The sequence below is a fragment of the Gordonia sp. UBA7860 genome (assembly GCF_002500165.1).
GTDB lineage: Bacteria > Actinomycetota > Actinomycetes > Mycobacteriales > Mycobacteriaceae > Gordonia > Gordonia sputi.
Window position 1 is genome coordinate 24,332 of record NZ_DLSO01000030.1, and the last position, 13,561, is coordinate 37,892.

The window sequence follows — 13,561 nt, forward strand, 5'->3', positions numbered from 1 at the left end:
CGCGATGTTCGGAGTTGATGTCGGCGGCACTTTCACCGATGTCGTCGCGGTGCGCGACGGCAAGATCTCGGTGACCAAGGTGCCCAGTAGTCGTTCCAACCCCCCTGCGCCGGTTGTCGAGGGTGCCAAGAGACTCGGCGTGGCCGGTAGCACCGTGTTCAACCACGCCAGCACGATGGGGCTCAACGCGGTCATCGAGCGACGACTGCCCAAGATCGCATACCTGACCACAGACGGTTTCCGAGACGTCCTCGACCGAGGAAACGTGCACCGCCCGCTCGACGCGCAGACCGATCCCGCATGGCGTCGGTCGTTCGGCGATGCCAACCGGCCGCTGGTGCCGAGATACCTGAGGCGCGGCGTCGTCGAGCGTGTGACCGCCGACGGAAGCGTCCTCATCGAACTCGATGAGGACAGCGCGCGCCATCAGCTCGAGGTGCTCGGTAAGTGCGGCGTCGAAGGCATCGCCATCTGCACCATCAACAGCTACATCAACCCGGCGCACGAGATCCGGCTCCGCGAACTCGTGCACGAGGTTCTCGGCGACGACATGGTGGTGTCCATCTCCTCTGAGACATCGCCTCTGGCAAAGGAATACACGCGCGCGTCGACCACGGTCATCGACGTCTTCATGAAGCTCATCTTCACCGACTACTCGGCCCACATCGATCGCGAGCTACGGGAACTCGGTTTCGACGGCGAATTGAACTTCGCCGACTGTGCCGCAACACTTCTGCCGTGGCAGGAGGCGCTCAATCGCCCGTTCCGTATCCTGTTCGCCGGGCCGGCGGCAGGCACCATCTCCAGTGTCCGACTCGGTGCGGCCATCGGCGAGAACAACCTCCTCTGCGCCGATGTCGGCGGGACATCGACCGATGTGTCGTTGATCGTCGACGGAAAGCCGTTCATCGAGAACACCTTTGAGCTCGAGCACGATCTCGTGATCAATGCGCTCTCGACCGAGGTCTACAGCGTCGGCGCAGGCGGCGGCAGTCTGGTCGGGATTGCCCCGTCGGGCGGCATCCAGGTCGGTCCGGGGTCGGCAGGCGCGGAGCCGGGACCGGCCTGCTACGGACGCGGGGGCACTCAGCCTGCGGTGACCGACGCCTGTCTGTTGATGGGCATCCTCGACGGCGAGGCGTTCGCCGCAGGTGAGATGTTCCTCGACAAGGAGGCATCGCGCGCAGCGTTCGAAGCACTCGACACTCCCATCGAGTTCTCCGAACGGGTCGCCTCGGCGTACTGGCTGGCGGTGTCGAACATCGCCGAAGAGGTGCTCAACGTCGCCGTCCGGCACGGAGTCGACATCCGTGACTTCGCGCTCATGTCCTACGGAGCTGCGGGACCGATGCTCCTGCCGGCGGTGCTCGACCTGTTGCCTCTGAAGAACGCAATCATTCCGCCGTACCCGGGACTCTTCTCCGCGCTCGGCCTGCTCTCGACGGATCAGGTCTTCTACGAATCACGTAGCGCATACATGGTGTTGAGTCCGGACAATGCCGACCAGGTCGCAGAGGTCTTCGACGAGATGGAGCGCACCCTGCGTGAACGCGTCGGCGCTGCTGGCGCAGACCTCAGGGTCAGGCGCAGCTTCGACGGACGTCTGCTCGGCCAGAGTTGGGAAACCCCCTTCATCGAGATCACCGGTGACACGATCACGCATGACACGGTGGGCGACATGATCGCGGCATTCCACCGCGCCTACGAGGATCGCAACGGGCATCGCTTCGAGCAGATCCCGGTGGAGGGGGTCACCTATCGGGTGGAGTTGATCGTCCCGTCGGAGAAGGTGGAGTACATCCCCGCCGAGAACCGGGCACCATTCACCGCGTCGCCCGACAGGTTGATCACCCTCGATTACCTCACCGACACCCCGGTCACCGCGGGCGAGTACCAGCGCGCAGAGCTCGCCGTTGGGGCGACCGTCGAGGGGCCCGCGGTGATCCGCGAAGACCTGTCCACCACCATCGTCCTGCCCGAGCAGACGGCCCTCGTCGGGCGGTGCGGCGAGCTCATCATCGAAAGGAAGACGAAATGACACTCGTCGAACAGACGGCCCCCGTGGAGTCGTCGCAGATACGTGATCTCGACGCAGAGATGTTCACTCACCTCTACGGGTGCGATCGGTACACCGCCACCGTTCTGAGCAACCGTTTCGACTACCTCGTCGAACACATGAGTGCTCGCCTGCTGACCGGTGCATTCTCGCCGGTGCTCCGCGACTTCTACGACCTCGCGTGCACCATCAGCGGACCGACAGACCTCGATTACCTTGTGCCTGCGGCAAGCAATGGCATCGTGCTGATGGCGGGCACAGCGTTGGACGGAGTCGCCAACACAGTCGAGGAGTTCGGCCCGGAGAACCTCGCCGAAGGCGACGTGCTCATCTCCAACGACCCCTACCGCACGGGCAACCACAACAACGACCTGACGTTCATCCGGCCGGTCTTCGTCGACGGCAGGATCATCGGCTTCGTCAATCTCAATGCGCACCAACTGGATATGGGTGGTGTGGTGCCGGGCGGCTTCAGTGCCACGAAACGAAACGTCTACGAGAACGGGCTGGTGATCTCGCCGCGCCTTCTGGTGCACAAGGGCGAGAAGGTCCCCGAGACCTGGAATCTGATCTTCGACAACGTCCGGATGGCCGACATCCTCTACCCGGACATGCTGACGATCTGCTCCAGCCTCGAACTCGGCGAGCAACTGTTGCTCGAGTCGGTCGAGCGATATGGACTGGCGGCGGTGCACGGCACCATGCGCTACGTCTGCGACCTCGGTGCTGAATCCATGGCAACCGCGTTGTCGGTGCTCGCCGACGGCGACTGGACGGGAAGCGAGCAGATCGACTGCGACGGAGTCGATGACACCGAGCACTATTCGCTCGAGGTCGCGATCCGCAAGCGGGGCGCGCGCATCGAGGTGGACTTCTCCGGGACGTCACGGCAGGCGCGTAGCTCGGTCAACGCCACCGCGTGGGACACGAAGACATCGGTGGGCATCGCCCTGAAGTATCTCTTCCTCCCGCACGGGCGGTTCAACTCAGGCCTCTACCGCAATGTCGACATCGTGCTTCCGGAGGGCACCATGCTGTCGGCGCTTCCGCCCGACGGTTGTGTCTTCATGTACTGGGAACAGAATCAGATCATCCTGACCGCCATGCTGCGTGCGCTCGCCGATGCGGTGGGCGACGCCGCGATCGGCGGCGATCGTGGCAGTGCCGACCTGCATACCGCGTTCGGTGAACTACCGGACGGAACGCAGTGGGTCTCGGCGCTGCAGTGTGGTGGCGAGGTCGGTCCTTACGGCGCCAACCAGTTCGGCGATGCCGACAGCCAGTGCATGAGCTATCAGGCCAATGGCGTCGCACCTCCCATCGAGGCGATCGAGAAGAACGCGCCTGCCGTTGTGCTGCGTCATGAGATGAAGATCGATTCCGCCGGGCCCGGTCATTTTCGCGGGGGTGCCGCGGTGCTCCGGGATACGGTGTGGAAGCTCGACGCCGGACACTCCCTGACATCGCTGCGGTACAAGAACGCAGCGGGATTCGGCGCACAGGGCGGCAAAGACGGTGCCCGAGGCGGGATCTGGATGTTCGAGCCGCAGTCCGACGGTTCGCTGTCGGCGCCTGACGCCGACGATGCGTCGTACCGTGACGCGACGCCGTGGGCGGGAGTTGTCGATCCCGAGACGCACCTGCCGTCCGATGACGGTGATTTCGTGTACCCGTTCTCCGCTGATCGCAACGTCTCTCGGGCCAATTCGGTAATCCGTTATGTCACCAACGCCGGCGGCGGTTGGGGAGATCCGTTCACCCGTGATCCGGAAAAGGTACTCATCGACGTCCGTGATCAGTACGTGTCGGTGGACGGGGCAGCGCGAGACTACGGCGTTGTAGTGATCGGCGATCCCGAGAACGATCCCGAGGGCCTCGTCGTCGACGAACAGGCGACGAACGAACTGAGAAAGACCCACACGGGGAACACACACACGGAAGGACAGCGACGATGACCGGCAGCTTGTTCGCGCCACCGAGCGCCGTCGACAACCGATCGGTTGTCGACACCCTGATCGCCCGTGCGGCAGACCTACGTCCGCGGCTACGGAAGATGCAGGCACAGCACGAGGACCTCGGCGGCTACAGTGCCGAGATCCACGAAGAGTTCCTCGACGCGGGGTTCTATCGGGCCCTGGTTCCGCGCCGCTACGGTGGCTTCGAGATGGGTCTCGACGACTTCATGCGCCTCGGCATCGAGATCTCGCGTGCAGACCCTGGGGTGGGGTGGAGCTTCATCCTCGGCGCGGGTCACGCCTACCACGTGGCATGCTTCTTCGGCGAGCAGGCGCAGGAGGAACTGTTCGCGGGGACGTTCATCGCTCCCGGTCGAACGGTGCCGTCGGGCAAGGCCGTCAAGGTATCGGGCGGCTATCGACTCAGTGGACGGTGGGACTACTGCTCCGGTTCCGCATGGAGCACTCATGCGATGGTGCTCGCACGGACAGAGGGAGCCGACGGCGAGGCAGGTGAGCAACGGATCTTCATCATCCCCCGGTCCTCCTACACCATCCTCGACGACTGGGGCGGCGACCAGACCATCGGCATGCGCGCCTCGAGTTCGAATTCGATTACCGCCGAAGATGTTCTGGTTCCCGACCACCTCAGTGTCGCCTACGATTTCCGCGATCACGTGCTCGGCACCGATGGCACACCCGGGTACCGGCTGCACAAGAATCCGATGTATCTCGGTCGTACGCTCACCTACTTCAACGCAGAACTGGTGGCGACGCAGGTCGGCGCGGCATGGGCGGCCATCGACCAGTTCGAGGAATTGATGGAGGCGCGCCCGGCCAGCTTCCCGCCACGAACCCCGCGCATCCAGACCCCCGAGTACCACCGGTGGTTCGGAAGTCTGCTGGCACAGATCGATTCGGCCGAGAACCTGCTGATCTCCGCGGTGCGGCAGCACGAGGCCCTCGGTCGGAAATGGGTGGATACGGGCGAGGAGTTCACTCCGGAGCAGGATGCACGTCTACGTGGAATCGTGCAGACCGCGGCTCGGATCGCCAACGATGCCGTGGATCTCGCGTTCTCCACTGCGGGAAGCACGTCGGCCAAAAAGGGCTCGTCGATGGAGAAGTACTACCGTGACGTCGCGATGTACAAGACGCACATCGCCGCACAGTGGGATGTGACGTTCAATTCGTTGTCGCACTTCCACTTCGGAGAACCGCTGGTCTTCTGACGAGCTAGACCGTGAGTCGCCGCAGGCTTCGCACCGCGTTGTCTGCGGCGGCTCGCAGGTGGTCGTCGTAGAGTTCCTCGGCGCGGTCGGCATCGCCGTCTCGTGCTGCGTCGACAACACCGCGGAGTTTGTCGATCGAGATCGAATGGTCGGCGGGCATACCCTGAGCTCGCAGCACGCGTAGTCGGCTCTGCAGATTCCCGACCAGGGATTCGAGAACCGGGCTGCGCGCGCCTGCCACGATCACGGCGTGATAGTCGTCCACGGCGTCGAGAATGCGTAGTGGCTCGCCGGATTCCGTCGCTTCGGCGAACGCCTCCGCGGCCGCGGCCAGCGCGATGATCTGCGACTTTGCGGCACGCTCGACGAACCGTCGGACCAGAAGTCCCTCGAGACGACGACGCGCCTCGTACAGTTCCTGTGCTTCCTCCACCGAAGGGGAACTGACGATGGCGCCCTTCTGCGGCACGACGGTGATCAGCCCCTCGGAGGTCAACTCGCGCAGTGCTTCACGCACCGTCGTACGGGAGACGCCGAGTTGTTCGATGAGTTCTCGTTCGATAAGACGTTGCCCGGGAGCGAGTGTGAAGTCGAGAATGGCCGCTCGCAGCGCGTCGATGACCTGTTCGCGCAGCGGAGCGGCCACCCGGCCAACGGGGCCGGGCGTCCAACTCTCGGCAAGCGTCCTGCTCGGCGACACTTCTCTACTCGCAGCCACTCGCTCTCCCTACCCGCTTCACCCACCTGTACGACAAGTCTACGAAACCGCAGTGGGTACTGACCGCCACTACTTCCGTGCAGGTTCTCGGCAACGTTGATTGTCATATCGTCCGATACCCGAGGAAAGGTTCCGCATGCGTGCACATGCAGCAGTGATGGTCGCAGAGGATGCGCCGCTGGAGTACATGGAAATCGACTTCCGATCACCGGCCCCGACCGACGTCGTCGTGCGTGTCGAAGCGACACCGTTCTGCATCACCGACTGGCTCGGCGTGCACGGATCGCTGGGCATCGCCGCTCGCGGAATCCTGCCGACGGTCCTCGGTCACGCTGCGGTGGGTGAGGTGATCGACGTGGGCACCGACGTCACCAGGGTCCGCGCCGGTGATCGTGTGCTCGTTCCCGCCACGCCCGAATGCGGTCGCTGTCAGTGGTGTGCGCGCGGGCGAATGGATCAGTGCGTCGAGCTGTTCGCGCCACCGGCGGTGATCGGCTCGACGACCGACGGTGTACCCGTCACCGCATATGGAAACGTCGGCAGTTACGCGGACGTGGTCGTCGTGCGTGAGATCGGGGTGTTCGCGGTGCGCAGCGGTCTCCCGGCCGAATGGCTCTCGATGATCGGTTGCGGGATCTGTTCCGGCGTCGGAGCGGTGCTCAACGTGGCGCAGGTGCGCCCCGGCAGTTCAGTGGCGATCATCGGCTGTGGCCAGGTGGGGCTGTGGATGGTGCAGGGCGCGCGCCTGGCCGGGGCAGACCGCATCATCGCAGCCGATCCGGATGAGTCGCGTCGCAGCAGCGCACTCCGGCTGGGCGCGACGGACGTCATCGACTCCGGCGCGGTCGACGTCGTCGGGTGCATCAAGGATCTGACCGCGGGCATCGGAGTCGACTACGGCTTCGACGCCGGCGGGACCTCCGACGCTGTCGTCGACGCATTCAGGGCGACGTCCCTGGCGGGGGTGGTGGTGCTCACCTCCCTCGAAAGCATCTCCGCGACAGTGACTCTCCCGCTGTTCGACCTCGCACTGCGTGGTCGGGACGTGCGCAGCGCGCAGTCCGGACGTACCTCGTTCACCCGCGACATTCCCTTGTACACACGTTGGCTGGAGACCGGGCAGCTCGATGCGGCCGCGATGCTGGGTAATCGTTACCGGCTCGGCGACGTGAACGGGGCGCTCGATGCCGCTGGGCGGCGCACGGAGTTGACGCCCATGATCGTGAACTGACCTCTTCGCCGCAGCATCCTGCTTCACGTTATCGACACGGATGTGCACATTTCTCCGATGTGGGTGACGTGCATCACGCCATACCGTGAAAGCAATCCACAAGACATCTGGGGAATCGGAAGACGTAAGGGTCTCGGTTTCCGAGCACGGAGGAGCAGCGATGACAACCACGAATCCGATAAGCGCCGACGCGGCACCCCGGGTCGACGCCGACAGCTACCGGGCCATCTTCCGCGACCACCCCGCGGGGGTCGCGGTCATCACCGCAGACGCAGGGAATGGGCCCGCGGGGCTGACCGCGACATCGGTGTCGTCGGTGTCCGCCACCCCGCCCATGATCGTCTTCTCCCTGTCGAACGCCTCGTCCGCGGCGCCGACGATCGCCGCAGCGGAGACCGTCGTGGTGCACATGATGACGGCCGACCAGATGCACCATGCACTCACCTTCGCCACGAGTGGAATCGACCGGTTCGCCGACCGCTCCACCTGGACGCGACTGCCCAGCGGAGAACCGCTGCTGCAACCGGCCGCACGATGGATGCGCGGCAAGGTCATCGATCGCGTCATCGCGGGCACTGCGACGGTCTTGACCGTCGAAGTGCTCGAAACCCACATCGACAACGATGCCGATCCGTCGGTGCCGCTCGTCTACCACGACCGCACATGGCACACACTCGGCGAGCATTCGCGCGTGAGCTGATCAACCACACTCGTGCCAGAAGGAGACGATCATGACCACTCTCACCAGCAACGACGGCTTTGTCGAGCACTACGACGCCACCAAGCTCCGGAAATCCTTCGTGCGCTCCACGTCGTGCATCAATCGCATCCACCATGCGCGCGAAGAGCTGCTGTCGGGCAAGCCGGTACTGCTCGTCGACGACGACGGTGATGAGGCCGCGGGCCACCTGGTGATCTGCGCAGAGCAGGCGCGGGTCGGTGCGGTGTCGTTCCTGGTGCGTCACAGCTCCGGGTACCTCTGCGTCGCAATGGAATCCGAACGGTGTCGCAAGCTCGGACTGCCGCCGGCGTGGGAGTCGGACGCACCGGATCGCAGTCGATTCGACTATCGGATAGCAGTGGATGCAGCGACCGGCATCGGCACCGGGATCTCGGCGACCGATCGTGCTCGGACCGCGCACGTACTCGCCGATGAGGCGACGGTTCCGGCTGATCTGACACGTCCGGGTCACGTCATCCCCGTCGCCGCAGCGCCGACAGGCGTGCTCACCGCGGATGCGTCAGTGCCCGAGTTCGTTGTCGAACTCGTGCGCGCCACCGGCAAGAATCCGGTGGCGATGTACGGCGCGATGGTCGGTGAGGGCATCACCTCGCTGCCGAGCCGGCGCGAGCTGTTGGACTTCGCGGCGGAACATTCACTGGTTGTCCTGACACACAACGACATTCGCATGGCGTCGGCTCATCGGGATGGACGTTCACCCGAAGCTGCGGTTCTCGTCGAGGCAAACGACACCGTCAGCATCTATCAGCTCGACTGTGTCGGTCTCCCGACGCCGTGCCACGTTGTCGCGCCGGCGCAGTTGCGCCAAGAGTCCGAAGTCGTCGTAGAGGTCCGCCAGGTAGAGGGCGTCGCGGGGCTGCTCACCGGCCTGTCGACAGCTTTCGCTACCGCGTCGTCGACCGATACGGTGACCGTCTACGTGCCGTCGACGTCGCGACTGACGCAGATCCTCGCGCCGACCCTCGTGACCCGGGCACTCGACGCAGTGGGTTGCACCGCATCGGCGCGACGCGACAACCCCTCGTCGCGCCGGGCACACCTGCCGGCCCGAGAACCGGTCGCCGCGACGAACTGAACGTCGTCCCTGCATACGAGTCACCTGATCACAGTTAGGGTTTCATGGAATTCACACATACGACGCTCGGCCAGCGGGTGCGTTTCGCAACGGGGTGCGCCGCCGAGCATCTGCGATCGGAACTCTCCGAGCAGGGAATCTCGCGGCCGATGGTGATCGTGTCCGACCGCGACCGTCCCCTGGCGGACGCGGGAACCGCCGACACGAAGCCCTCGGTGTGGTGGAGCGACATCGCCCAGCATGTTCCGGTAGAACTCGTGGAGCGAGCCACCACCGCTGCGCGGGATAATGGTGCGGATGGAGTGGTCTGCATCGGTGGCGGATCGATCACCGGACTGGCCAAAGCTGTTGCATTACATACCGGACTGGCCATCATCTCGGTGCCGACCACCTACGCGGGGTCGGAAGCCACCAACGTGTGGGGGATGACCGAGAACGGCGTGAAGACGACCGGTGTCGACGACCGTGTGCTCCCCGCCGCGGTGATCTACGACGCGGAGCTGGTACGCGGGCTGCCGACTGAACTCGCCATGGCGTCCGGGCTCAACGCTCTGGCACATTGCGTGGATTCGCTGTGGGCGCCCCGAGCGGATCCCATCAACCGGGCACTGTCGCTCGAGGCCGCGAACGCGCTCTCGTCGGCGCTGCGCGGAATCGCGGCGAACAGCGGCGACACGGAAAGCCTTGAAGAGGCGCTGTACGGCTCCTATCTCGCGGGGGTCGCGTTCGCCAGCGCCGGGTCAGGACTGCACCACAAGATCTGCCATGTACTCGGCGGTGCCTTCGATCTCCCGCACGCGCAGACGCACGCGGTGGTTCTCCCGCACGTCCTGGCGTTCAACGCTCCGGCGGTGCCAGAACTCGCGGCACGGCTCGCGACTGCGCTGGGTGCCTCGGCATCCGAGCACGGTGAGGTGACGGCGGTCGCGGCACTGAACGAGCTCTATTCCGCCGTCGGCGCCCCGAATCGTCTGTCGGACATCGGCTTTCCCGACGATGGTGCAGAGCTGGTGGTCGATCGCATCCTCGAGGTGGCCCCGCCGTCGAACCCGATGCCGGTGACCCGAGGCGCACTGCTGTCGCTGCTCGCTGCTGCTCGGGTGGGAGCGCCAGCCATCGGCGACGAGGTAGGAACTCGTAGTGAAGGGGGTGCGCGATGAAGGCGGCCGTTCTGCAGACGCTGGCCTCCCCCTTCGTCGTGGAGGACCTCGACTACCTGGCGCCGGAGCCTGACCGGGTGTTGGTACGCACCCACGCCACCCCCTTCTGTTCGACAGATTGCACGAACTGGGCGGGCAAGTTCGGCAAGGTGCCGCCGGTCATCCTCGGTCACGCATCCATCGGAGAAGTGGTGGAGGTGGGCAGCGACGTCGGACATGTAACCGTCGGGCAGCGCGTCGTCGTGCCTGGGACACCGGAATGCGGGCGCTGCTACTACTGCTCGATCGGACGCCCCGACCAGTGTTCAGAGCTGTTCGACCGTACCGACGGCTATCCGGTCGTCGCGATATCCGGTGCGGGGCAGAAGGTCCGGGCGTCGGGAAACGTCGGTGGGTACGCCGAGCTGATGAGTGTGTCCGCCAACCAGGTGTTCGCCGTCGAGTCAGATCTCGGGTCCGACGTGCTCTCCCTGATGGGCTGCGGGATCATGACCGGCGTGGGCTCGGTGGTCAATGTCGCGCGGGTCCAGCCCGGCGAGAGCGTCGCGGTCATCGGCTGCGGGCATCTGGGACTGTGGGTCGTACAGGCGGCGAGACTCGCAGGGGCTGCGCAGATCTTCGCGATCGACCCTGTTGCCGAACGCACGGCGATGGCATTGAAGCTGGGAGCCACGCATGCGATCGATCCGGCCACGGAGGATGCGATCGAGCTGGTGCGTGATGCCACTGACGGCAGGGGAAGTGACCACGCCATCGAGGCTGCAGGGCCCGCGGGGTCCCAGGAACTCGCGGTCGCCGTGACCAGGAGAGCGGGCACGGTCGTACTCAACGGGGTCAAACAGCTCGGTACGACGGTGACCTACCCCCAGGTGTCCATCGCGGTGCAGGGGCGCGCGATCCTCTCGTCGCAGAACGGCAATGTGCGGATGCGACGCGACCTAGCGCGCTATGTGTCCTTGCTCGAAGGAGGTCTGCTCGACCCGGAGCCCATCATCACCTCGCGGTATCGGCTCGACGGCATCAACGACGCCTTGCGGGCATCGGCCGAGCTGCGAGACCTCAGTGGCCTGATCGTCTTCGACCACTGAGGTCTCGCGACCGCATCGGCACTTTCACGCCAGTGCGACCGCCCGGTGAGCGGAGACCGTGAACGCCTCATCGGCGAACGGGTTCTGTCCGTTCGTTGCGAGCGCGGCGAGACATTCACCCCACACCGGTGCGAACTTGAAACCGTTGCCGCTGAACGCGGTCGCGACGATCACGCCGTCGGACGCCGTGTCGATGATCGGCATCTTGGTCGGCGTCCACGAGTCCGAATGCAGTGACCATCGGACGACGTCGGGTATCAGATCGGGGATCATGCGCTGAGCCTGCTCCCCGATCCAACGGAGCTGTCCGCGGTCCAGTGCTGTCGGCCGGTCGGCCCAGTCGTCGAAGGCGTCGAGATCGATGTGCGGGCAGATCTTGATGCTGTACCCGTCGAGTGTCGGCACGCCGAACGCGTGCACGTCGTCGATGTCGCGCATGAATCCGGGAAACCTGTCGGCGGTGAACCTCTCGACGTGACGCGGCATCAGCCACGTCAGTGCGAACGTCTTGGTCTGCACCACATCGGAGAGATCAGGCAGTAGGCGTGCCGTCCACGGGCCTGCGGTCACCACGACGCGGTCGGCGGTGAACGGCCCTCGGCTCGTATGGACGACCACGCCGTTGCCGGAATCGACGACGTCAAGCACCTCTGTCTCGTAGATCGCCGACGCCCCGTGCGCGAGAGCCTGATCCGTTGCCGCTGCCACAGCCATCTCCGGGCGCATGGCACCACCGAGGAGGTCGAGCACGCCGATGTCGTCGTCCTCGATGTGGAACTGGGGATAGCGCTTACGCAGTTGCGCGGCGTCGAGGATTTCATGGGGAAGATCGAAGTGCTCGATCGACGCCAGCGTCGGCTTCAGGTCGGGATGGTCCGCGGGCGCGAGGCTCAACGCCCCAGCTTCGAGGAGGACATCGGTGCCGTATGCTGCGCCGAGTTCTTTCCACAGCTCGCGCGAGCGGAGGAGTGCGGGCGTGAAGAGCTCGCCTTCCTTGGCCGCGACGCGGAACAGACGTGATTCTCCGGCATACGCTCCCTCGGTGTGCACGTGTCCGAACTGCTCGATACCGAGCACATCGACACCCTGTTTTGCCAACTGCCACAGCGTCATCGAGCCGATCGAGCCGAGACCGACGACGATCACCTCACGGTGCCGAGCGTTCTCACTCATGACAGCGCCGGGCTTTCCCACAGGTTGAGCGGAGTACCGATACCGCGTTCGACGGCGTTGCGGTAGATCACGGTTCCCCACGCGACGTCCTCGACGGGCATGCCGCCAACCGACAGGATCACGATCTCGTCGTCGTTGCGTCGTCCCTCGACGGCGCCCGCTGCAACCGCGCCGAGATCGACGAGTTCTGAACGCGGCATCGAGCCGTCGTGGATCATGTCCATGAACTTGCAGCCGATGATGGGAATCGAGTTGTGCGAAGGGTATTCGGTCTCGTCGAACCAGGCGTCGTAGAGGCCGATGTTGTCGACGACCTTACGAACGTCGGATGCCTTGAGGCCCTCGTCGATCTCGCAGCTGGCGGGCATGCTCAAGAACGCCCCCGGTTTCAGCCAGTCGCGGCGGACGAGGGGATAAGTCGACGGATCGCCGATCTCGCCCGAGGTGCAGTAGGTGACGATGTCGCTGTCGCGCACGGCATCCTCGACGTCGTCGACCTCGATGACGGTCAATTGCGGGTACTCCCGCGCGACCCAACCGGCGAAGTTGTCGAGGCTGCCGCGGCTGCGGCCCTTCACCTTGACGGTGTCGATCTTGGGGCAGGTCGCCATGAATGCGGCCAGCGAGGTCCGGGCCATGACGCCGGGGCCGACGATGCCGACGACCTGTGCGTCCTCGCGTGCCAGGAATCGCGCGCCGACGCCCGGGACAGCTCCGGTTCGATACGCCGACAACAGGTTTGCCGACATCAATGCCAGCGGAGCACCTGTATCTGTGTCGTTGAGCATGAACATCAGAATGGACCTTGGAAGGCCCTTCTCGCGGTTGGCGATGTTGGAGCCGTACCACTTCATACCGCTCGTGCCGAAGCTGCCACCGAGGTAGGCGGGCATCGCCATGAAACGACGATCCGCCGTGTTCTTGGGCATGGTCTCGAACGGGGACTCGTCCGGGAAGGTGACCATTGCGCCGTGGGAGTCGCTGTTGGTGCCCGCCATGCGGTAGTCGCCGGAATGCAGCAGCACGAAGGTTTCCTGCATGGCGTCGACGCACGCCGCCATGTCGGTGACGCCTGCGGCGATCATGTCGGGTTCGGAGAGATAGCGAAAGTCGATGGAGGTCATGGATTTT

Annotated in this window: 11 protein-coding genes; 8 read left to right on the plus strand and 3 right to left on the minus strand. The window is 64.8% G+C overall.

Annotated elements, in window-relative coordinates; translation table 11 throughout:
* Window positions 1-4 precede the first annotated feature (4 nt).
* The 3 genes from B3T59_RS04360 to B3T59_RS04370 are packed head-to-tail and all read left to right on the plus strand — an operon-like array spanning window position 5 to window position 5,243.
* On the plus strand, window positions 5-2,038 hold the full coding sequence (locus B3T59_RS04360; RefSeq protein WP_287001579.1) for a hydantoinase/oxoprolinase family protein: 2,034 nt from the start codon (window positions 5-7) through the stop codon (window positions 2,036-2,038).
* A complete protein-coding gene (locus B3T59_RS04365; protein ID WP_064864539.1) occupies window positions 2,035-4,011 on the plus strand; it encodes a hydantoinase B/oxoprolinase family protein in 1,977 nt (658 codons plus the stop codon). Before B3T59_RS04360 ends, B3T59_RS04365 begins: the two co-directional genes overlap by 4 nt.
* Window positions 4,008-5,243 carry an acyl-CoA dehydrogenase family protein gene (locus tag B3T59_RS04370; protein WP_156529456.1) on the plus strand — a complete coding sequence of 412 codons (1,236 nt, stop codon included), beginning with the start codon at window positions 4,008-4,010 and terminating at the stop codon, window positions 5,241-5,243. The genes B3T59_RS04365 and B3T59_RS04370 overlap by 4 nt, the downstream gene beginning before the upstream one ends.
* Window positions 5,244-5,247: 4 nt before the next feature.
* On the opposite strand, the gene B3T59_RS04375 is transcribed toward B3T59_RS04370, so the two are convergent.
* Window positions 5,248-5,961 carry a GntR family transcriptional regulator gene (locus B3T59_RS04375; RefSeq protein ID WP_082933795.1) on the minus strand — a complete coding sequence of 238 codons (714 nt, stop codon included), beginning with the start codon at window positions 5,959-5,961 and terminating at the stop codon, window positions 5,248-5,250.
* A 136-nt stretch (window positions 5,962-6,097) separates the two neighbouring features.
* On the opposite strand from B3T59_RS04375, the gene B3T59_RS04380 reads away from it, so the two are divergent.
* The 5 genes from B3T59_RS04380 to B3T59_RS04400 all read left to right on the plus strand — a co-directional run bounded on the left by B3T59_RS04380 (window position 6,098) and on the right by B3T59_RS04400 (window position 11,257).
* Complete coding sequence (locus B3T59_RS04380) at window positions 6,098-7,192, plus strand: zinc-binding dehydrogenase (protein ID WP_251722746.1); 1,095 nt, start codon at window positions 6,098-6,100, stop codon at window positions 7,190-7,192.
* Between the two features lie 160 nt (window positions 7,193-7,352).
* Window positions 7,353-7,892, plus strand: coding sequence for a flavin reductase family protein (locus tag B3T59_RS04385; protein ID WP_064864533.1), 540 nt, complete (start codon window positions 7,353-7,355; stop codon window positions 7,890-7,892).
* A gap of 31 nt (window positions 7,893-7,923) precedes the next feature.
* Window positions 7,924-9,009, plus strand: a complete 1,086-nt coding sequence (locus B3T59_RS04390; RefSeq protein ID WP_287001580.1) for a 3,4-dihydroxy-2-butanone-4-phosphate synthase — start codon at window positions 7,924-7,926, stop codon at window positions 9,007-9,009.
* 44 nt (window positions 9,010-9,053) lie between these two features.
* Complete coding sequence (locus B3T59_RS04395; RefSeq protein ID WP_287001581.1) at window positions 9,054-10,169, plus strand: maleylacetate reductase; 1,116 nt, start codon at window positions 9,054-9,056, stop codon at window positions 10,167-10,169.
* Window positions 10,166-11,257 carry a zinc-binding dehydrogenase gene (locus B3T59_RS04400; RefSeq protein WP_064864527.1) on the plus strand — a complete coding sequence of 364 codons (1,092 nt, stop codon included), beginning with the start codon at window positions 10,166-10,168 and terminating at the stop codon, window positions 11,255-11,257. The genes B3T59_RS04395 and B3T59_RS04400 overlap by 4 nt, the downstream gene beginning before the upstream one ends.
* A gap of 24 nt (window positions 11,258-11,281) precedes the next feature.
* On the opposite strand, the gene solA is transcribed toward B3T59_RS04400, so the two are convergent.
* Complete coding sequence (solA, locus tag B3T59_RS04405; RefSeq protein WP_287001582.1) at window positions 11,282-12,430, minus strand: N-methyl-L-tryptophan oxidase; 1,149 nt, start codon at window positions 12,428-12,430, stop codon at window positions 11,282-11,284.
* Window positions 12,427-13,554, minus strand: a complete 1,128-nt coding sequence (locus tag B3T59_RS04410; RefSeq protein ID WP_064864525.1) for a tyramine oxidase subunit B — start codon at window positions 13,552-13,554, stop codon at window positions 12,427-12,429. Before B3T59_RS04410 ends, solA begins: the two co-directional genes overlap by 4 nt.
* Window positions 13,555-13,561: the final 7 nt, after the last annotated feature.